We start from the raw sequence: 19343 nt of genomic DNA on the forward strand, positions 1-19343 counted from the left end.
CCGCCACCGGCAAGGGCGGCATCAAGGCGGGCCTGGCGGCGACCTGCGGCGTGATCCTGGGCGACCAGGTGCTGATGTGGCTGGCCGTGGCGGGCGTCTCGGCCCTGCTGGCCGCCTACCCCACCGCGTTCCATATCGTGCAGTGGGCCGGCGCCGCGTATCTCGCCTGGCTGGGCCTGCAAATGATGCGCAGCAAGCCCGGCGCCGCGCCGCGCCCGAGTCGCATGGACAATGGCCATTACCTGCGCCAGACAGCGATGATCACCTTGCTGAACCCCAAGGCGATCATGTTCTACATGGCATTCTTCCCGCTATTCATCGATCCGGTCCGGCACCAGGGGCTGGTGACCTTCGCCTTCATGGCGGTCACGGTGGCGGCGCTGACGTTTCTCTACGGCCTGGCGGCGGTGCTGCTGACGCACCACCTGGCCGAACGCATGCGCGCCAATCCGCGCGTGGCAAACCTGCTGGAGCGGCTGGCGGGGGTGTTCCTGCTGGGGTTCGCGGTGAAGCTGGCGGCGATCCGGTAGGCCAAGCCGATACGGCCGGCAACCTGGCATGCGGTCATGCGGATTGCAGCACTTTCACGGCGACTTCGGGCGCGCGTTCCACGATCTTGAGCAGTGCAATGGCAGGCCCGGTGGGATTGCGATGCCGCTGCTCCCAATTCTGCAGCGTGCGGGTGCTGACATGGATGGCCGCGGCGAATTCGGCCTGGGACATCTGGACACGCTCGCGAATGGCCCGCACATTGATGGGCCCCAGCTTCGTGACCCGTCCGGGCGTCAGTTGGCCCTTGCGGATCGCTCGCACCTGGTCCAGGCCTTCGCTCAAGAGATCGAACGTGGATGGTTCCGTAGTCTTTGGTTTGGCTTTCTTGGGCATGCAGATCATTTCGTCCCGGGACATCCTCACATTCTGGATTCTCTCTCTCAGAAGACCATCCGTGCGCAGCAAGCACACAACCTTGGGACGCTTTCCTTGTCACCCGGCGACCCGCCACACGTCAATGGAAAGCCTGACGGCGGCGATGACCCAATAGGCTGGCGCCGCGTCCGCTTGAACGGCTATGCTGGGACACGCTCAGTCGCGACGACTCACACGGCCGGGCGGCAACCGCGGCAACCCGATACCCGCAGGCGTACGCGCCGGCCCCACCCTACCCCCCCCCCGCACCGGCGCTCGCACCATGACGACCAACTACACGGAAGCCTTCATCACGGTCTCTCCCGACAGCACCGCCACGGTGGGGACCACGCCGACCAAGGCGGGTTCGATCGCGCAGATCCAGCACGATCTGCTGACGCGGCAGCCGTATCACTACACCAGTGACGACCTGCTGTTCGAGGTGCACGCCATCCGCCACGGTATCGCGGCCAAGGACAGAAAGCCGGCGCGCGAGGCGTTCTTCGCCAAGTCGCAGGCGTGCCTGCGCGCCTCGCCGCTGGTCAAGCAGTTCGGCTGGGGCCTGCATCACGACGCCGAGTCGAAGGTCGCGGCCTATGGCGTCGACAGCCAGGCCTACCGCGACCTCAGCGCGCGCGCCGATCTCAAGATCGTGCCCGGCATGCGCAGCAAGCGGGCCGCCGTTTCCTGACGCAGAGATGCCTGTGCTTGCAGTACCAGACGGTGAAGGCCACCGGATCGCGGCCCGACGACGGCTTCAATCCGCCGGCCGATGACAGACGGCTTCGACGTTGTGCCCATCCGGCCCGATCACGAAAGCCGCATAGTAATTGGAATGATAGTGAGGACGCAGTCCCGGCGGACCGTTGTCTTTTCCGCCTGCCGCCAGCGCCGCGGCGTGGAACAGGTCCACCTGTTCCCGGGAATCGGCGGCAATGGCGATATGCAAGGGCGCGCTGACGCGGGACTGCGCATACAACCACAGCGACGGCTTGCCCTGCCTGCCCAGGCCGATGCTTCCCGGCCCTTCCATGGCAAGACCCACGCCGAGAGGCGCAAACGCCTTGAGAAAAAACTCGCGGCTCCGATCCATGTCGCTGACACCAAAACCGATGTGATCAAACATATTCTTCTCCGCTGCCGTCGCCACCGGCACGTACCGTCATAGGCGTTCGGGCCAACTGATTTCGGGCATGCGAGTCGGTCCACGCCTTGCGCGACGGACACGCGAGATCCCCGCAGGGATCATTCCCCCTTCTTGCGCGAGCGGAACGCCGCCACCTTCATGCGGTTGCCGCACACGGCCATGCTGCACCAGCGGCGCCGGTGCGACTTGGTCTTGTCGTGGAACATCAGCGTGCAGTCGTGCGCCTCGCATTGCCGCACGAGTTCCAGCTGCGTATCGGTCAGCAGACGGACGACGGCCTGGGCGATGGGTTCGAGAAAGCTGGCCGCGTCGTCGTGGCGGCGCTGCCTGACCACCTTGAACGACGCGCTGGCGTCGTCCCACCGCAGTTCCTTGGACGCACGGCCAGCCAGCAGCACCTGGTTGACGACGCTGGCATCCGACGCGCCCTCGTGCTTGGCGGCATGCACCAGCGACCTGGCGTTGTCGCGCAGCCGCAGGGCCAGCGCCCGCAGCCCCTTGGGCGCCACGCCAACGTCGTCCGGCAGCACGCCGGCAAGCTGGAGCCAGGCCAGCACGGCCTCGTCGTCGGCGAAACAGTCGTGATGCGCCGCCCCGACGCCGAATTCACTGTTGATGAAATCGAGCGCGAGGTCGTCCCCGACGAACATCGGGGCTTTTGGGGTTTTGGCGGTTTCCAGCATTCGCCCAATGTAACCGATAAAAAATTAATTGACCAGTTACCCAAGCCATTAGTAACCTTTTAAATCCAATTTATCGGTTACAAGGAGATTTGTCATGGCTACGAAGACATTGATGGGCGCGGCCGGGCTGGCGGCGCTGGTGCTGGCCGGCGGCGCCCAGGCGGCCGACCTCCAGGTCCACCACCGCTTCGAACAGGTGGGCGACGTGAAGGTGTTCTACCGCGAGGCGGGCGCGCCCGACGCGCCGACGGTGCTGCTGCTGCACGGCTATGCCGCGTCGTCGTTCATGTATCGCAATCTGATCCCGATGCTGGCGGACAAGTACCACGTGGTCGCGCCGGACCTGCCGGGTTTCGGCTTCACCGAAGCGCCCGCCCGCGGCAAGTACGCCTACACCTTCGACCAGCTGGCCAGGACCATCGATCAGTTCACCCGGCAGTTGAAGCTGGACCGCTACGCCATCCAGGTCTTCGACTACGGCGCGCCGGTGGGCTGGCGCCTGGCGGCGGCGCATCCCGACCGCATCACCGCGATCATTTCGCAGAACGGCAATGCGTACGAGGAAGGACTGGGACAGGGCTGGGCGCCGATCCAGCGCTATTGGAAGGAGCCGTCACAGGCCAATCGCGAGGCGCTGCGCGACTTCCCCACGCCGGCGTCGATCGAATGGCAGTATCTGGAAGGCGTGCCGGACAAGAGCCTGGTGGCGCCGGATGCGATCGCGCTGGAAAGCTATCTGGTGTCCCGTCCGGGCAACGCCGAGGTGCAGCTCGACCTGCTGCTGGACTATGCGTCGAACGTGGCAAAGTATCCGGCGTTCCAGGCGTATTTTCGCGAGCACCAGCCGCCGCTGCTGGCGGTCTGGGGCAAGAACGATCCGTTCTTCCTGCCGGCAGGCGCCGAGGCGTGGAAGCGGGATATTCCGGACGCCGAGGTGCGGTTCTATGACACGGGGCACCTGGCGCTGGAGACCCATGGGGTGGAGATCGGGGGGGTGATCCGGGAGTTTCTGGATCGGAAGGTGAAGTGATAATGAGATCGCGCATACGCGCGTGCACTACGGATAACTCCACCCTAAGGGTTCGTCCTGTGTAAGAAAAACCGCCCATGCGGGCGGTTTGTCTTTGGCGAGGTTCCTCAGCCTGCTACGCAGCTTTGCGCATGTCTTCAGTGAGATGCATATCGATGTGGATGTCAGCGAATGGGCATATCAACCCGCCCTCCACATCTTGCTCCAGAAGCCCAAGATCGACGAGAGCGCGCGCATCCTGGTGAACGCGCCTCACATCCCGGCCCAGGCGGCGGGCCAGCTCGCGCACGCCGACTCGACCTGCGCCCAACATCTCCCGCACCATGTTCCACCTCAGCTCCGTCAACTGCCCGAAGAATGCCGCTGCGGATTCGAAATTCAGCCTTTCCCCCTGATACCCGCCGGACTGCGCCCCGGCGACGGCCCGCTTGCTGGCGCTGGTCAGAAAGGCACGCCAATCCTGATTGATAGTGATAGTCAGAGTTCGCTTCATGTTCAGGTCCTCCATTTCGTGACCTCAGCGACGAAGTCCTCCAGCAATTGCGCCACACCGCGAATCATGGGCCAGGCCCCGTCCCGCAAGAATTGGCGGGCGTTGCGACAATGAGGGATCCGAGCTGCTGTGTCAGCACAAGACGCGCAAAAGCGGATGCATTCACGCCTCAGGAGGTCGAGGAGCCCCGGCCTCCTGAGACTTTTATCCTGCCTGTTTCTGAATCGCCGACTATTGGCCGGGTTCGTATCCACCGGCTAGCTCTCGGTGACACGCTGCGTGTCTTGCCAGCATCAACAGAGTTTGGCTTGACCACGGGATTGGACTGGTAGGCGCCTGCGGTGCAGGCCCTTCGCGCAATGAAAAAAGGCACTCCGCTTTCGCGTAAGTGCCTTTTCCATGCCGTTTCCAGCGAATTCTTTGGGGTGGCTGATGGGACTCGAACCCACGACAACTGGAATCACAATCCAGGACTCTACCAACTGAGCTACAGCCACCACTGGGGTGTTTCTCTTTGCCGCCGGGCCCGTTGTTTCGTGCCCAACCGCGAAGAGGCCGAACTATAGCACGATTTTTCGGGCTGTGTAAAACAGTCCGCCCCCAGCCAGCGATCCGCCCTCCCGGCAGCCCGCCCCGGCCGGACTTGCCACCCGCGCCGGCCTTGCTATCCTTGGCGCTCGGATCATTCTCTGGAGGCCCGCGCCGCGCCGTTGCCATGGATCGCATACACCAACTACTGATTGATTACTGGCCCCACATGGTGTTCACCATCAGCGTGGTGGCGGGCGCGGGCGCGGCGGTGCATGCGGCCATGACCAAGCAGGATGTGCGGTCGGCCATCGGCTGGGTGGGGCTGGCGCTGTTTTCGCCGTTGTTCGGGGCGCTGGCCTATTTCGTGGCGGGGATCAACCGGATCCGCAAGACGCGGCTGTCGCAGCAGCGCGACGAGGCGATGCTGGTGGATGCGGCGCTGGTGGAGACGCCGAGCGTGGACGTGGCGCCGATCTCGGGGCCGCAGTTCGCGTCGCTGAAGGTGCTGGGCGACCGGGTCAGCCGCTTCCGGCTGCTGGGCGGCAACGCGGTGCGGCCGCTGGCCGGCGGCGACGAGACCTATCCGGCGATGCTGCAGGCGATCCGCGAGGCGCGGCACGCGGTGGCGATGCAGAGCTATATCTTCGACAACGACGCGATCGGGCGCGAGATGGCGCAGGCGCTGATCGAGGCGCACGGGCGCGGGGTGCAGGTGCGGGTGCTGATCGACGCGATCGGGGCCAAGTATTCGCGGCCGCCGATCGTGCGGATGCTGGCGCGCGGCGGGGTGCCGGTGGCGCGCTTCATGACCAATCCGCTGGGGGTGCTGCGCATGCCGTACGCCAACCTGCGCAGCCACCGCAAGGTGCTGGTGGTGGACGGGCGCGTCGGGTTCACCGGCGGGATGAACGTGCGGGCGGCGTTCGTGACGGCGCTGTCGGGCCCGGCGACCAATGTCGATACGCATTTCCGGGTGGAAGGACCGATCGTGACGCAGCTGATGTCGGTGTTCGCGCACGATTGGAATTTCACGACGCATGAGTCGCTGCCGGCGCAGCCGTGGTTCGATCCGCAGGCGCAGCCGCCGCATGGGGCGGTGCCGATGCGCTGCGTGCCGTCGGGGCCGGACCGCGCCCTGGGCAGCGCGCACAGCATCCTGCTGGGCGCGCTGGCGGTGGCGCAGCGGCATGTGCGGATCCAGTCGCCCTACTTCCTGCCGGACCAGCCGCTGATCGGCGCGCTGGCGACGGCGGCGCGGCGCGGGGTGGTGGTGGATATCGTGATTCCGGGCAAGAACAACCTGCGGCTGGTCGACTACGCCATGACGGCGCAGCTGGACCAGGTGGTGCGCACGGGCTGCCGGGTGTGGCGCTCGCAAGGGGCGTTCGACCACTCGAAGCTGATGACGGTGGACGACGGCTGGGCGTATGTGGGCTCGTCGAACCTGGATCCGCGCAGCCTGCGGCTCAATTTCGAGCTGGATACCGAGATCTACGACGTGGACGTGGCGCGCTGGGTGGGCGCCCGGATCGACGCGCAGGTGGCCGGGGCGCGCCGCCAGACGCTGGAGGAGCTGCTGCAGGCGCCGTTCGCCAAGCGGCTTCGCAACAAGGTGATCTGGCTGGCGACGCCGTATCTGTAGGCCGATGCCAGGCACAGGGCCGGCCGTTCAGCCGTCCGAGGTCGGCACCGCCGCCTGGCGCACGGCGAAGACGGCGCTGGCCTTGAGCACCAGGCGTTCGTCCACTTTCAGGTGGCAGGTGGCGTAGATCAGGCGCTTGCCGCGCTTGTCGATGGTGACGTGGGCTTCGAGCCAGTCGCCGGGCATGACGGCGTTGAGGTATTCGACCGACATCTGCGCGGTGACGACCGAGGCCTGGCACTGGTGGGCGATGACGAAGCCGAGGGCGCTGTCGGCCAGGGTGGCGAGCAGGCCGCCATGGGCCATGCCGTGCATGTTGCCGTGGGCCGGGCCGATGCGCATGGCCAGCACGTCGTCGGCGTCGCGCCGGTAGAAGCCGCCCAGGTCCGCCAGGTGGCGCATGAATTGGCTGCTGGGAAGCCAGGGCGCGAAGCCGGCGGGAATGGTGTCTGTCATGGCGAGGGGGAAGGTGCGCTGCGCAATGCCCCACGGTAGCGCAAACCGCCGCGCGCGCGCCAGCGCCGGCGCGGGGCGACCGGTGAGCGGACAATATCTGGCGCAACTGGCGCCGGCGTCGCGCCGGCGCTACAGTCTGCCCATGCAATTGCCCGTTTCTTCGCCGCCCGCATGAACCGCATCAAGACCTACGGCATGGCCGAGCGCGCGGATTATTTCGATTTCGATATCCGCGCGCAACAGGTGCGCGAGCCGCTGGAACAGCCGCACCGGCACGAGTATTTCCAGATCCAGGTGAACCTGGAGGGCGACACGCGCCAGACCATCAGCGGCACCACGCGGCCGTTTCCGCGCGGCGGGATGAGTTTCGTGCTGCCGTACCGGGTGCACCTGGTGCCGCATCCGCCGGGCGCGCGCTACGTCATCATCAATTTCGCGCAGCGTTTCCTGTGGCCGGAGCTGGCGGTGGATCCGCTGGACCTGGAGGACGTGCCGATGGCGCAGGCGCCGGCGCTGGCGCCGTTCCTGTTCCAGGAGTATCTGGATTTCGCGCTGGACGCGGACGGGCTGGCCGAGGCCGAGGCGCTGATCGCGCGCCTGATGGACGAGAACCGGCGCCGCGGGTTCGGTTCGTCCACGACCATACGCGGCCTGCTGCTGCAGCTGATCGGGCTGGCCTGCGGGCGCTACGAGACCGACCTGCTGCATCTGGCGCGGCACCATGCGGGCAGCAGCCGGCGCGAGAGCGTGCGGCGGGTGCTGGCGCACATCGGCGCGCACCTGGCCGAGAACCTGACGCTGAACGACGCGGCGGCGGCGGCGTTCCTGTCGCCCAATTACCTGGCGCACCTGCTGAAGAAGGAAACCGGCAAGACCTTCACCGAGCTGGTGGCCGAGCGCCGCATGGCGCTGGCGCGCGACCTGCTGGCGCATACGGCGCGCACGGTGGCGCAGGTGGCGCATGCGGCCGGGTTCGCCGACGAGGCGTATTTCTCGCGCCGCTTCCGCCAGCTGGAAGGGGTCAGCCCGACCGGCTACCGCGAGCGCCTGCGCGGCGGCGAGGCCGAGGCGCGTTGAGGGGCGGAGCGGGACCAAGGTCGCGGCAGGACGCGCGGCGAAATGCGCGGAATCGTCCACGGATTGCGTAATCGTCTCCAGGCGGGGCGGGCCGGGCCGACCTAAGCTGGCGGCAACCCTCGCAACCTTCAGGAGACCCGCGATGACCCAAGCCGTCCAGACCCCGTTTACCGTGGCCCAGACCACCGTGCCGATCGCCGGCAGCGACCTGCGCTTTCCGGTGCGCCGCATCTATTGCATCGGACGCAACTACGCGGCCCACGCCATCGAGATGGGTTCGGACCCGAGCCGCGAGCCGCCGTTCTTCTTCCAGAAGCCGACGGACGCGATCCAGGTGGTGCCGCCGGGCACGGTGACCGACCATCCGTACCCGCCGCTGACCCAGAACTACCACTACGAGGTGGAGCTGGTGGCGGCGCTGTCCAAGGGCGGCCGCGACCTTCCTCTGGACAAGGCGCTGGACTGCGTCTACGGCTACGCGCTGGGCCTGGACATGACGCGGCGCGACCTGCAGCGCGGCATGGGCGACCAGAAGAAGCCGTGGGAGATCGGCAAGAGCTTCGACCACGCGGCGCCGATCGGCCCGATCCATCCGGTGGCCCAGACCGGCCACTACAAGGAAGGCGACATCTGGCTGGCGGTCAACGGCGAACGCAAGCAGCAGGCCACGCTGTCGCACATGATCTGGTCGGTGGCCGAGCAGATCTCGCGGCTGTCGCAGGCGTTCGAGCTGTTCCCGGGCGATCTGATCTATTCGGGCACGCCGGAAAACGTCGGCCCGGTGGTGCGCGGCGATGTGATCGTGGCGCACGTGGACGGCCTGCCCGAACTGAGCATCCGCATCGTGTGATGCGCGGCACAGGCTGGCCCTGCCGCCCTCCCCGGCGCCAGCCTGGTCTTGGCGCCTCGCCGCCCGGCATGCGGCGAGGCGCGGCAAGGCCGTCCGACAATGGCCGCGGCGCCGCGCCCCACGACGGTGCGGCGGCCGGATCCTCGCGGATCTGAGAGTAAGATTTATGCCATAACAAACAGCCCGTGTGGCAGGAGCAGTGGAAGATGGCAAAAATCGGTATGGTGGGCATCGGCCTGATGGGCCATGGCATCGCAAGCAATCTGGTCAAGCACGGTCACACGCTGACGGTGCTGGAACATCCGGGCAACCAGCCGCTGGACGCCCTGAAGGCGGCGGGCGCCACCAGCTGCGCCGACGGCGCGACGCTGGCGGCGCAGTCGGACGTGATCATCCTGTGCGTCACGGGCAGTCCGCAGGTCGAGGCGGTGCTGCTGTCGCCGGCCGGCGTGCTGGAAGGCCTGCGCCCGGGCACGGTGATCATCGACTGCTCGACGGCGATCCCCTCCTCCACCGTCAAGGTGGCCGAGGCCGTCACCGAGAAGGGCGGCCGTTTCCTCGACGCCCCCATGACGCGCACGCCGAAGGAAGCCGCCGAGGGCCGCCTGAACCTGCTGGTGGGCGGCGACGCCGCGCTGTTCGAGGAATGCCGGCCGATCCTGGCGTGCTTTGCCGAGAACATCGCGCACGCCGGCCCGGTGGGCGCGGGCCACCGCATGAAGCTGCTGCACAACTACGTGTCGCTGGGCGCGATCGCGCTGCTGTCGGAAGCGGCCGCTTGCGCGCTGCGCGCCGACATCGATCCGGCGGTGTTCGCCGAGGTGCTGACCAAGGGCGGCGGCGGCGGCGGCGTGGCGCTGGAGCGCCTCAAGCCCTACTTGCTGGAACAGGATCCGTCGTCGCTGCGCTTCTTCATGTCGAACGCGCAAAAGGACCTGTCCTACTACAACACGATGGCCGCCGAGACCGGCGCGGTGCGCGAGATCGGCGCCGCCGTGCTGCACACCTATGACCAGGCGGTCAGCCAGGGCGGCGGCGAACGCTACGTGCCCGAGCTGGTCTCGCTGCTGAAGGACCGCTGAGCGTGATGGCGGCGCGGGTTCAACGCCCGCCCGCCGCCATCGCCGGCACGGCGCGCAAGGCGCCGCGCCGCGGCAGTTGCAGGGAAATGGCCGCGGCCAGCAGCAGCAAGGCGCCGGCCGCGCCGAACGCCACCCAATGGGTATGGAAGGCCTCGAAGGCCCAGCCGCCCAGCCATGAACTGATCATGCCGCCGATCTGGTGACCCAGGTAGGTCAGGCCGTACAGCACGCCCACCAGGCGCACGCCGTAGACGTCGGCCAGGATGGCCGAGGACAGCGCGATGCTGCCGGCCCAGACGATGCCGCCGATGGTGGCCGCCGCGTACAGCTCCCAATGCGCGCCGACCATCACCAGCGCGAAGAACCCCAGCCCGCGCACCAGGTAGATGACGGCCAGGATGTTGCGCCGCTCGACCTGGTCCGACATGCGGCCCAGCACCAGCGTGCTGAAGATCGCCACCAGGCCGATCAGGCCGATGCCCAGCGAGCTGGTGGTGGCGTCAAAGCCATGGTCCATCAGCATGGGCATGCCATGCGTGCCCAGCAGGTTCATGCTGAAGCCACAGGCGAACAGGCCCAGCGCCACCTGCCAGAACGGCAGCGTGCGCACGGCGTCCTTGACGCGCGGCTCGGGGCCCTTGGCGGCGGGCCGCGAGGCGGATTTTTTCTCGACGATCTGGTGCGGCAGCAGGTCGGTGTGTTCGGGCGCCTGGTCGCGCATCACGAACAAGGCCACCGGCACGGTCAGCAGGGCGAACAGGGCGGCGAAGGCCAGCAGCGTCTCGCGCCAGCCGACGGCGCTGATAGTGAAGGTGAGCGTGGGCGTCATCAGGGCGATGCCGGCCATCGAGCCGGTGGACAGGAAGAACAGCGCCATGCCGCGCTGGCGCGTGAACCAGCGGCTGATCACCGGGGTCAGCGCCACCGGACTGGTGAAGGCCAGGCCGACCGACAACGCCACGCCGAAGGCCAGCAGGAATTCGATGGGACCGCGCGCGAAGACGGTCCAGATGGACGAGGCCACCACGATGGCCGCGCCGGTCAGCAGCACGAAGCGGGTGCCGCGGGTGCTGACCAGGTAGCCGGCCAGCGGCATCGCCAGGCCGTAGCACAGCATGCCGGCCGCGACGATGCCCGACAGCAGGCTGCGCGAAAAACCCAGGCCGTCCGCCATGGGCAGGAAAAACGGGCCGATGCCCATGCGCAGGCCCACCGTGAGCAGCGTCAGCACCGTTGCGGCGCCGACGATGTTCCAGCCGAAATACCAGCCGGCCGATTCTTGCTTCTCCACTTGCCTCTCTCCTTGTGTCTTCTTGTCGCGCTGGGGCGCTTCAGTACGGACACCGCGAGGGATGCGAGAAGACGGAAGCCGGCCGCCAGACGCGCCATATTACTCCCGGCTATATGCGGGCGGCGCGGAGGCAGCGAGATCCTGTCCGGTGAGCGGTCAGGCGCCGCGCGGCTGACGGCGTCGCGGCTTGGGCGCGCCATCCGCCGGCGCGGCGGCGACCAGCGCCTCGACCTGGCGCAGCTTGTCGGCCGCGACGGCGCGCAGGTGCCGGATCAGCAGTTGCGCGGCCGGCGACGGCGGGCGCGCCTTGGGGTAGATCAGGCCATATTGCAGCGGCGTTTCCGGTTCGAAGCGGCGGATCTGCGCGCCCAGGTGGATCTGCGACAGGGCCGACAGCGGGTCGCTCAGGGCCGCGCCGCAGCCGCGCACCGCCAGTTGGCAGGCGATGAAGCCGAACGAGACATCGAACTGGGCATCGGGCTCGTAGCCGGCCTGGGCGAAGGCGCGCGCATAGCGGTGATGCAGGGCGCCGCGCTGCGGCAGGCCAATGAAGCGGCCCTGGCCCAGGATCCGCGGCGTGATGACGGCCTGCGCGGCGCGCGGATCGGCGCCGCTGAGGACGGCGACGGCGCGCGATTCGGCCAGGATCTCGGTGGTCAGCAGCGGATGCTCGACCGGCAGCTGCGCCAACGCCAGATCGAACTGCTGCTGGCTGATCCAGGCATCGACGTTGGGCGGCATGCGCGCGTTGATGGTGACGCCGAAGGCATTGTCCTCTTGCACGGCGCCGGCCACGGCGTCGACCAGCAGGCCCTCGATCAGGTGCTGCGCCACCAGCACGTTGACGTGGGTGCGGCTCTTCCTGCGCGCGCCGCGGGCGTATTCGCGCACCGCGTCGCCGGCCCGCAACATCTCGTCGATGCGCTGATAGAAGCCCTGGCCCTGCTCGGTCAGGGACAGCCGCCGGCCTTCCTTGAGCAGCAGCGGAAAGCCGGCCTCTTCCTCCAGCATGGCCAGCAGCCGGCTGACCTGCGACGGGCTGCGATGGATGCGCAAGGACGCTTCGGCGATGCTGCCGCCTTCGACGAAGGCGCGCAGCGCCTCCAGGGCCATGAAGTTCATGGCGGGCCTCCAAACAGTTGTTCGTTATGCAAGTATCACGCCGAATTTCGACATTGACGCATATTAGCCCGCCTGCCGACAATGGCCTTGCCGATGGCGCCCGACGCTGGCGCCCGGCCCAGAACAGCAAGGGGAAAATCCATGAACGCAATCCACCGCCTGGCCGCCGCCGCCACGCTCGGCCTGGCCCTGGCCGGCCCGGCCCAGGCCCAGGACGCCTATCCGTCCAAACCCATCAAGGTCATCGTGCACACGCTGCCGGGCGCGTCGTCCGACGTGCTGGCGCGCGCCGTCAGCAAGACGATGGGCGAGCAGCTGGGGCAGTCCTTCGTAGTCGAGAACCGCTCGGGCGCGGGCGGCGCCATCGGCGTGGACGCCGTGGCCAAGGCGGCGCCGGACGGCTATACGCTGCTGGCCGGCGCCTCCAGCGCCATGGTGATGCTGCCGATCGTGCTGAGCCGCAAGCTGCCGTATGACGAGAACAAGGACTTCGCGCCCATCGGCGTGATCTCGCGCTCGCCGTTCGTGCTGGTGGCCAGCAAGGCCTCGGGCATCCGCAGCGTGCAGGACCTGATCGCGCGCGCCAAGGCCGAACCGGGCAAGCTGACCTACGGCAGCGCCGGCCCCGGCACCAATCCGCACCTGCTGGGCGAGCTGCTGAGCCAGCTGGCCGGCATCGAGCTGTCGCACATTCCGTACAAAGGCCCGGCCGCCGCCGAGTCGGACCTGATCGGCGGCACCATCGACATCCTGTTCGACACGCCGTCCTCGGCGCTGCCCTACGTGAAGGCCGGCAAGACCGTGGCCATCGCCGCCACCAGCGACAAGCGCGTGGCCGACGCGCCCGATGTGCCCACGGTGGCCGAGCTGGGCTATCCCAGCCTGACGCTGTACGGCTGGACCGCGCTGTACGCGCCGGCCGCCACGCCGCCCGCGGCGCTGGAGAAACTGCGCGAGGCGCTGCGCCAGGCGCTCAAGACGCCGGCGCTGCGCGAGTTCATCCTGGGTTCGGGCAACGACATCCTGGACCTGTACGGCGATGACCTGCTCAAGATGCAGGTCGGCATGCAGGACTTCTGGCGCGACGTCGTCAAGGCGCGCGGCATCCGCCTGGACTAGGCGCGGGCCGGCCCTCCCCTTCCCTCCCCCCCCAACGCGGCCGTCCGGCCGCGAGGACATCTTCCATGAGCATCAAGATCCGACTCGCCGTGCGCGACTGGGACTACATCGTCCCGCTCGCCCTGGGCGATGTGACCGCCCGCGGCCTCGACCTGGAGATCCACCGGGTCGGCACCCTGCCCGACGACCTGGCCAGCGACCCGCGCTTCGACGCCGGTGAAATGTCGATGAGCCGCTATTGCCTGGGCCGCGCCCGGGGCCGCGACGACATCGTCGGCGTGCCGCACTTCCTGATGCGCGGCTTTCGCCACCGCTGCATCATCACCGCGCGCGACAGCGGCATCACGCGGCTGGACCAACTGGCCGGCGCCCGCATCGGCATGACCGGCTGGCAGGACTCCGGCAATACCTGGACCCGCGCGCTGTTGCGGCGCGAGGGCATCGGCGTGGATGACGCGGTGTGGAAGGTGGGCCGCCTGACCGGCGCGCACCCGATCACCGACCGGCTGGGCGGCTTCGGCCGGCCGGGCGTGATCGAGGCGGTGGCCGACGAGCGCCCGCTGGTGGACCTGCTGCGCGCCGGCGAGCTGGAGGCGGTGTTCACGCCCTTCATGCCGGACGGCTTCTTCGACGCCGGATCGGACCTGCGCCAGCTGCTGCCCACCTGCCGCGACAGCGAAGTGGACTACTTCCGCCAGGTCGGCTACGTGCCCGGCATCCACCTGCTGGGCATGAAGCCGGCGCTGGCGGCGGCCCATCCGTGGGCGGCGCAGGCGCTGAGCGAGGCGCTGGACGCGTCGGCCGCGCTGTGGCTGGACAAGCGCCGCAAGTATGCCGACACCACGCCGTGGATCCTGGACGAACTGATCCAGACCTCGCGCGACCTGCCCGAGGCCTGGAACCGCAACGGCCTGGAACCGAACCTGAAGATGATCGGCGACTTCGCCGCCGAGCTGCACGCCCAGCAACTGGCCGACCGCGTCATGACGCCGGCCGAGCTGTTTCCGCACGCGCACTGAACACCGAGGAATCCATCATGAAAATCGCCATGGGCCAATTCGCCGTCCGCCCGGTCTGGGAAGACAATGCCCGCGTCTGCCTGGACCTGATGCGCCGCGCCGCCGAGGCCGGCGCCGACCTGCTGGTGCTGCCCGAGGGCATCCTGGCGCGCGACATCGCCGACCCCGACCTGGTGCGGCGCGCCGCCCAGCCGCTGGACGGCCCGTTCCTGTCGCAATTGCAGGCGCTGTCGCGCGGGCTCGACCTGACGGTCATCATGACCGTGCACACGCCCGCGGCGGGCGAGCGCGTCTGGAACACGCAGGTGGCGCTGCGCCGCGGCGAGATCGTGGCGCAGTACCGCAAGCTGCACCTGTACGACGCGTTCTCGATGCAGGAGTCGGTCAACGTGGTGCCGGGCGACGAGGTGCCGCCGCTGGTGCCGGTGGCCGGCATGCGGGTCGGCATGATGACCTGCTACGACCTGCGCTTTCCCGAGCTGGCGCGCCGCCTGGCGCTGGATGGCGCCGACGTGCTGGTGGTGCCGTCGGCCTGGGTCAAGGGACCGCTCAAGGAAGCGCACTGGTCGGTGCTGAGCACGGCGCGGGCGCTGGAGAACACCTGCTATGTGGCGGCGGTGGGCGAATGCGGCCCGCGCAACATCGGCGCCAGCCTGGTGGTGGACCCGCTGGGCGTGGCGATCGCGCAGGCCGGCGAGCAGGAGGCGCTGGTGTTCGCCGACCTGGATCCGGCGCGCATCGCGCATGCGCGCGACGTGCTGCCGGTGTTGAAGAACCGCCGCTTCGCGCGGCCGGAGCTGGCGTGACGAAAGCGGCTTGACGAGAGCGGCGTGACGAGAACGTCGCGGCGGGAGCGCCGCGGCGACAGTGCCGAGCGGCGTCCCGGCCGCGCGCGCCCTACCAGCGATAGCGCGCCGTGAGCACCACGGTGCGCTCGGCGCCGCGATAGCACTCGCCCATGTAGCAGATCGAGTAGTAGTCGCGGTTGAACAGGTTGGTGGCGTTGAGCGCCAGCCGCCACGGGCCTTTCTCGTAGTGGACGACGGCGTCGGCGAGCGTCACGCCGGGTCGGCTGGTGGTGTTGTGCTCGTCGTCCTGGCGCCGGCCGATGTAGCGCAGGCCGCCGCCCACGCCCAGGCCCTCGGCCAGCGTGTAGTCCAGCCACAGCGCCGCGGTCTGCTTGGGGATGCCAATCGGGATCTTGCCCACTTCCAGCGCGTCGCCGCTGTTGCGCACGGTGATGTCGAGCCAAGTGTAGGAAGCCGCCAGGTTCAGGCCGCGCGCCAGCTCGCCCTTGGCCTCGAACTCGATGCCGCGGGCGCGTTGCTTGCCGATCTGGCGCTGTTCGTTGGTGATGGGGTTGTAGCTGACGATGTTGGTCTTGTTCAGGTCGAACACGGCCACGGTGTACAGGCTGCGCGATCCCACCGGCTGGTATTTGACGCCGACTTCCACCTGCTTGCCGCGGCTGGGCTTGAAGGGATTGCCATCGCCATCCACGCCGCTGCTGGGAAGGAACGATTCCGAGTAGCTGACATACGGGGCCACGCCATTGGCGGCCACGTAGGTCAACCCGGCGCGGCCGCTGAAGGCGTTGTCGCGGACCCGCGTGTAGGTGCCGTTGAGACGGTCGTCGGTGGTGGAGGTAACGCGGTCCTGGCGTCCTCCCAGGGTCACGATCCAATGATCGTCGAGCTTGATCTGGTCCTGCAGGTAGAGGCCGGCCTGGCGGATGGTCTGGCGGTAGTTGGCGAGCGGCTGGGTGGGCGTGGGAATCGGCACGCCATAGACCGGATTGAGCAGATCCAGGCCGGGCGCGGGGCCGATATAGCGGTTGGCCTTGGCGCGCTGGTCGTTCCAGTCGACGCCGAACAGCACCGTGTGCTCGGCGCCGGCCAGCCGCAGCTTGCCCAGCATCTGCGTATCCAGCACGGACTGGCTCAGCGGATCGTCCCAGGTGCGCGCCACGCGGGTGATGGCGGTGACGTCTTCATTGACCTCGTCGGTCCAGACCACGCGCCGATCGAGCGACAGATGGCTGTAGCGGAAATTCTGGCGGAAGGTCCAGGCGTCGTTGAAGCGATGCTCGAACTGGTAGCCGATCGAGGCCTGTTCGCGCTTGATGCGGCTGAAGCCCGGATCGCCCATCTTGACGTCGGTGAGCTTGTAGTCCTTGGCGAAGTAGTACGGATCCTCGCCGGACTTGTCCTTGATGTATTCGCCCAGCAGCGTCAGCGAGGTGGCGGCGCTGGGCTGCCAGCGCAGCGACGGCGCCAGGTACAGGCGCTTGCGGTTGATCTTGTCGCCGTTGGGATATTTGTCCTGGTCATCACTGTCCAGCCCCACGCCCACCAGGCGGTAGCTGAGGGCGTCGCCGGGGCCGAACGCATCGCCCAGGTCGAACGCCAGCTGCTTGCGCTCGAAGCTGCCGTACTGCACCTCGACTTCGCGGATGCGATCGCCGCTGGGCAGCTTGCTGACGCGGTTGAGCAGGCCGCCAGCATCGCTCTGGCCGAAGGTCATCGACGACGGGCCGCGCAGCACCTCGATGCGCTCCAGGCCGTAGGGCTCGGTGGAGTAGTAGGTGACGCCGGCCGGACTCTGCGCCAGGCCATCGCGCATGGTGACGTTGTAGGTCATGAAGCCGCGCAGGCTGATGTATTCCCAGCCGCGGTTGTCGGGACCGTAGGTATTGACGGACACGCCCGGGGTGTACTGGATGGCGTCCATCACGTCGAGGGCGCCGCGTGCCTCCATTTCCTCGCGGCCGATCACCGAGACCGATTGCGGCACCTCCAGGATCGGCGTGTCGGTCTTGGTGGCGGTGGCGGTGCGGCTGGCGGCATAGCCCGGCACCGGACCGAAGGCGGTTTCGCCGGTGACGGTCACGGCATCCAGGGTGGCGACGCCAGCGGCGGGCAGCGCGCGCAGCACGTAATTGCCGCCGCCGCGATGGCGCGCCTCCAGCCCGCTGCCGGCCAACAGGTGGGCCAGGCCGGCCTCGACGCCATAGGCGCCGCGGATGCCGGCGGACTGGCGTCCGCGGGTCTGATCGGCGTTGAACGACAGGGTGATGTCGGCGGCCGCGGCGTAGCGGCTCAGCACCACGTCCAGCGGCCCGGCGGCGATGTCGTAGCTGCGCGTCGTGGACGCGGCCTGGGCCTGCGCCACGGGGGCCAGCGGTCCGGCGGACGCCGCGGCGCAGACGGCGGCGGCGACCAGCGCCGGCAGCAGGCGCGGCCTGGCCCGGATCAACGGGCGCGCGGCCGCCGGTCGACGAAGAGGGGAAACGAAACGGGGGACGGCGGCTAGCGGCTTGCGGGACACGGTGGCCCTCACGGACGGGACTCGGGGCGCCGCCAGGTCCTGACCCGGCGGCCTTCCCTGGTAGGCCGGATGAGAATCAAAAAGAGCAACCCCCGCGACGAAAAAAATTCAGCGCGGGACGACCCGCACCCAATAGCGGGTGCGGGTGCGCAAGGCCACCGGCAGCGATGCCGCGATGTTCTCCAGCACCGCGTCGGTATCGGCCAGGCGGAAGGCGCCCGACAGGCGCAGGTGCGCCACCGCGGGATCGCAGCTCAGGCTGCCCTGGCGATAGCGCGCCAGGTCGGCGATGAAGTCGCCCAGCGGCTGGTCGATGGCGACCAGCCGGCCCTCGACCCAGTCCGCCTGGCCCGCCGCCACCGGTTCGGGCGCGGCGGCGGCGCAGGCCATCAGCAGGCCCTGCTGGCCGGCCTCCAGGCGCCGCGATGGCGCCGCCGGATCGGCGGGTTGCAGCAGCACCGCGTCCTGGAACACCGCGACGCGCGTGCCGCCGGCCTCGCGCCGCACGCTGTAGCGGGTGCCGAGCGCGCGCGCCGCCGTCCTCGGTCCAGACCTCGAACGGCCGCTGGCCGGCGGGGTCGGGCGCGGTCTGCACCAGCACTTCGCCCTGATGCAGGCGCAGCACGCGGCGTTCAGGGCCATAGTCGATATCGACGGCGGAGGCGGTGTTCAGGTACAGGGTGCCGCCGTCGGGCAGCGTGACGGTGCGGCGCTCGCCGGTGGCGGTGCGCACTCCGGCGGTCAGGACGCGCCAGGGCGGCGCGGCGACCCAGCCGAAGGTGGCGCCGCCGCCGGCCAGCAGGGCCAGCGCCAGCAGGCGGCGGCGCTGCTGCCGGCGCGCGCCGCGCAGGGTCGGCAACAGCAGGTCGCCAGGCACGCTGCCCAGCCGTTGCTGCAGGGCCAGCATGCGCTCCCAGGCCTGGCGGTGGCGCGCGTCGGCCTCCAGCCAGCGGCGCCAGGCGGTCCGCGCGGGATCGTCGGCATCGGCGTCGCGCAGGGCGACGTACCAGTGCGCGGCGGCCTCCAGCAGTTCCGGCGCGGGCCGCATCAGTCGGCGGCCAGCAACAGGCACTGCGTCAGCGCGCGCACCATGTGCTTCTTGACGGTGGTGACGGACACGCCCAGCCGCGCGCCCACCTGGGCGTAGGTCAATTCCTCGAACTGCGCCAGCAGGAAGATCTCGCGGGTGCGCGGGCCCAGCTGATCCAGCATGCGATCGATGGCCAGCACGGTTTCGAGCAGAATGGCGCGGGTCTCGGGCGAGATGGCGACCGGCTCGGGCCGCGCCGCCAGGGTTTCGAGGTAGGCGCGCTCGATGGCCTGGCGGCGGTAGGCATCGGTGACCAGGCCGCGGGCGATGGTGGCGAGATACTCGCGCGGCCGCAGGATCGCGTCGACATTGCGGTTGGCGAGCACGCGCAGGAAGGTGTCCTGGGCCAGGTCGGCGGCGCTGTCGCCGTCGCCGAGCTTGCGGCGCAACATGCCCACCAGCCAGGGATGGTGATCGCTGTACAGCGCTTCGAGGGTGGGAGCGGGAGCCTGGTCGGACATGGGACGTACTTGACGCC

Annotated in this window: 20 protein-coding genes, 1 tRNA gene and 1 pseudogene; 10 read left to right on the forward strand and 12 right to left on the reverse strand. The window is 68.7% G+C overall.

Annotation, left to right across the window (positions count from 1 at the left end; translation table 11 throughout):
- Positions 1-530, forward strand: a 530-nt coding sequence (locus AOZ49_RS19120) for a LysE family transporter (RefSeq protein ID WP_054477143.1), incomplete at its 5' end; no start/stop codon positions are given.
- Between the two features lie 34 nt (positions 531-564).
- Here the strand turns inward: AOZ49_RS19120 and nadS are convergent.
- Entirely contained in the window at positions 565-885 is a 321-nt protein-coding gene (nadS, locus tag AOZ49_RS19125; RefSeq protein WP_054431726.1) for a NadS family protein, read from the reverse strand.
- 304 nt (positions 886-1189) lie between these two features.
- Here nadS and AOZ49_RS19130 point away from each other — a divergent pair, with 304 nt between their 5' ends.
- Complete coding sequence (locus AOZ49_RS19130; protein WP_054477145.1) at positions 1190-1597, forward strand: DUF6157 family protein; 408 nt, start codon at positions 1190-1192, stop codon at positions 1595-1597.
- Positions 1598-1663: 66 nt separating this feature from the next.
- On the opposite strand, the gene AOZ49_RS19135 is transcribed toward AOZ49_RS19130, so the two are convergent.
- Both AOZ49_RS19135 and AOZ49_RS19140 read right to left on the reverse strand, forming a co-directional pair.
- Positions 1664-2032 carry a VOC family protein gene (locus tag AOZ49_RS19135; protein ID WP_054431581.1) on the reverse strand — a complete coding sequence of 123 codons (369 nt, stop codon included), beginning with the start codon at positions 2030-2032 and terminating at the stop codon, positions 1664-1666.
- A 119-nt stretch (positions 2033-2151) separates the two neighbouring features.
- Positions 2152-2703, reverse strand: a complete 552-nt coding sequence (locus AOZ49_RS19140) for a CGNR zinc finger domain-containing protein (RefSeq protein WP_231690390.1) — start codon at positions 2701-2703, stop codon at positions 2152-2154.
- A gap of 145 nt (positions 2704-2848) precedes the next feature.
- Here AOZ49_RS19140 and AOZ49_RS19145 point away from each other — a divergent pair, with 145 nt between their 5' ends.
- Positions 2849-3766, forward strand: coding sequence for an alpha/beta fold hydrolase (locus AOZ49_RS19145; protein ID WP_369815828.1), 918 nt, complete (start codon positions 2849-2851; stop codon positions 3764-3766).
- A 115-nt stretch (positions 3767-3881) separates the two neighbouring features.
- On the opposite strand, the gene AOZ49_RS19150 is transcribed toward AOZ49_RS19145, so the two are convergent.
- Positions 3882-4259 carry an HVO_A0114 family putative DNA-binding protein gene (locus AOZ49_RS19150; protein ID WP_054431727.1) on the reverse strand — a complete coding sequence of 126 codons (378 nt, stop codon included), beginning with the start codon at positions 4257-4259 and terminating at the stop codon, positions 3882-3884.
- Between the two features lie 421 nt (positions 4260-4680).
- Positions 4681-4756 (reverse strand) — tRNA-His (locus AOZ49_RS19155).
- A gap of 218 nt (positions 4757-4974) precedes the next feature.
- On the opposite strand from AOZ49_RS19155, the gene AOZ49_RS19160 reads away from it, so the two are divergent.
- On the forward strand, positions 4975-6432 hold the full coding sequence (locus AOZ49_RS19160) for a phospholipase D-like domain-containing protein (protein ID WP_054431585.1): 1458 nt from the start codon (positions 4975-4977) through the stop codon (positions 6430-6432).
- 27 nt (positions 6433-6459) lie between these two features.
- Here the strand turns inward: AOZ49_RS19160 and AOZ49_RS19165 are convergent, their stop codons facing one another.
- A complete protein-coding gene (locus AOZ49_RS19165; RefSeq protein WP_054431586.1) occupies positions 6460-6888 on the reverse strand; it encodes a PaaI family thioesterase in 429 nt (142 codons plus the stop codon).
- Positions 6889-7059: 171 nt separating this feature from the next.
- On the opposite strand from AOZ49_RS19165, the gene AOZ49_RS19170 reads away from it, so the two are divergent.
- The 3 genes from AOZ49_RS19170 (at position 7060) to AOZ49_RS19180 (ending at position 9897) form a co-directional block, all read left to right on the forward strand.
- Positions 7060-7965 (forward strand): helix-turn-helix transcriptional regulator, encoded by a 906-nt coding sequence (locus tag AOZ49_RS19170; RefSeq protein WP_054477150.1) that lies wholly within the window; start codon positions 7060-7062, stop codon positions 7963-7965.
- Positions 7966-8107: 142 nt separating this feature from the next.
- Complete coding sequence (locus AOZ49_RS19175; RefSeq protein ID WP_156350094.1) at positions 8108-8815, forward strand: fumarylacetoacetate hydrolase family protein; 708 nt, start codon at positions 8108-8110, stop codon at positions 8813-8815.
- Positions 8816-9021: 206 nt separating this feature from the next.
- Positions 9022-9897, forward strand: coding sequence for an NAD(P)-dependent oxidoreductase (locus AOZ49_RS19180; RefSeq protein WP_054477257.1), 876 nt, complete (start codon positions 9022-9024; stop codon positions 9895-9897).
- Between the two features lie 19 nt (positions 9898-9916).
- On the opposite strand, the gene AOZ49_RS19185 is transcribed toward AOZ49_RS19180, so the two are convergent.
- Both AOZ49_RS19185 and AOZ49_RS19190 read right to left on the reverse strand, forming a co-directional pair.
- Entirely contained in the window at positions 9917-11188 is a 1272-nt protein-coding gene (locus tag AOZ49_RS19185) for an MFS transporter (protein WP_054431588.1), read from the reverse strand.
- A 156-nt stretch (positions 11189-11344) separates the two neighbouring features.
- A complete protein-coding gene (locus tag AOZ49_RS19190) occupies positions 11345-12310 on the reverse strand; it encodes a LysR family transcriptional regulator (RefSeq protein WP_054431589.1) in 966 nt (321 codons plus the stop codon).
- Between the two features lie 141 nt (positions 12311-12451).
- Here AOZ49_RS19190 and AOZ49_RS19195 point away from each other — a divergent pair, with 141 nt between their 5' ends.
- From AOZ49_RS19195 to AOZ49_RS19205, 3 genes are all read left to right on the forward strand, one after another.
- Positions 12452-13429, forward strand: coding sequence for a Bug family tripartite tricarboxylate transporter substrate binding protein (locus tag AOZ49_RS19195; protein WP_054477152.1), 978 nt, complete (start codon positions 12452-12454; stop codon positions 13427-13429).
- A gap of 65 nt (positions 13430-13494) precedes the next feature.
- On the forward strand, positions 13495-14448 hold the full coding sequence (locus AOZ49_RS19200) for a substrate-binding domain-containing protein (RefSeq protein ID WP_054477154.1): 954 nt from the start codon (positions 13495-13497) through the stop codon (positions 14446-14448).
- A gap of 17 nt (positions 14449-14465) precedes the next feature.
- Positions 14466-15254: a deaminated glutathione amidase gene (locus tag AOZ49_RS19205; RefSeq protein WP_054431592.1), complete on the forward strand. Its 789-nt coding sequence runs from the start codon at positions 14466-14468 to the stop codon at positions 15252-15254.
- Positions 15255-15345: 91 nt separating this feature from the next.
- On the opposite strand, the gene AOZ49_RS19210 is transcribed toward AOZ49_RS19205, so the two are convergent.
- The 4 genes and pseudogenes from AOZ49_RS19210 to AOZ49_RS19225 form a co-directional block, all read right to left on the reverse strand.
- Positions 15346-17703 carry a TonB-dependent siderophore receptor gene (locus AOZ49_RS19210; RefSeq protein ID WP_054477156.1) on the reverse strand — a complete coding sequence of 786 codons (2358 nt, stop codon included), beginning with the start codon at positions 17701-17703 and terminating at the stop codon, positions 15346-15348.
- Between the two features lie 180 nt (positions 17704-17883).
- On the reverse strand, positions 17884-18282 hold the full coding sequence (locus AOZ49_RS33630) for a FecR family protein (protein ID WP_054477158.1): 399 nt from the start codon (positions 18280-18282) through the stop codon (positions 17884-17886).
- Positions 18283-18307: 25 nt separating this feature from the next.
- A pseudogene (locus AOZ49_RS34015) lies at positions 18308-18823 on the reverse strand (FecR domain-containing protein); the annotation flags it as partial.
- Positions 18823-19326 carry a sigma-70 family RNA polymerase sigma factor gene (locus tag AOZ49_RS19225; protein ID WP_054477162.1) on the reverse strand — a complete coding sequence of 168 codons (504 nt, stop codon included), beginning with the start codon at positions 19324-19326 and terminating at the stop codon, positions 18823-18825. The gene AOZ49_RS19225 and the pseudogene AOZ49_RS34015, both read right to left, overlap by 1 nt.
- Positions 19327-19343: the final 17 nt, after the last annotated feature.

The sequence above is a fragment of the Achromobacter sp. 2789STDY5608615 genome (assembly GCF_001298995.1).
Taxonomy (GTDB): domain Bacteria; phylum Pseudomonadota; class Gammaproteobacteria; order Burkholderiales; family Burkholderiaceae_B; genus Achromobacter; species Achromobacter insuavis.

Bases quoted from the DNA above. Each gene is read 5' to 3' on its own strand.
- nadS (WP_054431726.1), bottom strand. From the start codon at position 885: ATGCCCAAGAAAGCCAAACCAAAGACTACGGAACCATCCACGTTCGAT.
- AOZ49_RS19130 (WP_054477145.1), top strand. From the start codon at position 1,190: ATGACGACCAACTACACGGAAGCCTTCATCACGGTCTCTCCCGACAGC.
- AOZ49_RS19135 (WP_054431581.1), bottom strand. From the start codon at position 2,032: ATGTTTGATCACATCGGTTTTGGTGTCAGCGACATGGATCGGAGCCGC.
- AOZ49_RS19140 (WP_231690390.1), bottom strand. From the start codon at position 2,703: ATGTTCGTCGGGGACGACCTCGCGCTCGATTTCATCAACAGTGAATTC.
- AOZ49_RS19145 (WP_369815828.1), top strand. From the start codon at position 2,849: ATGGGCGCGGCCGGGCTGGCGGCGCTGGTGCTGGCCGGCGGCGCCCAG.
- AOZ49_RS19150 (WP_054431727.1), bottom strand. From the start codon at position 4,259: ATGAAGCGAACTCTGACTATCACTATCAATCAGGATTGGCGTGCCTTT.
- AOZ49_RS19160 (WP_054431585.1), top strand. From the start codon at position 4,975: ATGGATCGCATACACCAACTACTGATTGATTACTGGCCCCACATGGTG.
- AOZ49_RS19165 (WP_054431586.1), bottom strand. From the start codon at position 6,888: ATGACAGACACCATTCCCGCCGGCTTCGCGCCCTGGCTTCCCAGCAGC.
- AOZ49_RS19170 (WP_054477150.1), top strand. From the start codon at position 7,060: ATGAACCGCATCAAGACCTACGGCATGGCCGAGCGCGCGGATTATTTC.
- AOZ49_RS19175 (WP_156350094.1), top strand. From the start codon at position 8,108: ATGACCCAAGCCGTCCAGACCCCGTTTACCGTGGCCCAGACCACCGTG.
- AOZ49_RS19180 (WP_054477257.1), top strand. From the start codon at position 9,022: ATGGCAAAAATCGGTATGGTGGGCATCGGCCTGATGGGCCATGGCATC.
- AOZ49_RS19190 (WP_054431589.1), bottom strand. From the start codon at position 12,310: ATGAACTTCATGGCCCTGGAGGCGCTGCGCGCCTTCGTCGAAGGCGGC.
- AOZ49_RS19195 (WP_054477152.1), top strand. From the start codon at position 12,452: ATGAACGCAATCCACCGCCTGGCCGCCGCCGCCACGCTCGGCCTGGCC.
- AOZ49_RS19200 (WP_054477154.1), top strand. From the start codon at position 13,495: ATGAGCATCAAGATCCGACTCGCCGTGCGCGACTGGGACTACATCGTC.
- AOZ49_RS19205 (WP_054431592.1), top strand. From the start codon at position 14,466: ATGAAAATCGCCATGGGCCAATTCGCCGTCCGCCCGGTCTGGGAAGAC.
- AOZ49_RS19225 (WP_054477162.1), bottom strand. From the start codon at position 19,326: ATGTCCGACCAGGCTCCCGCTCCCACCCTCGAAGCGCTGTACAGCGAT.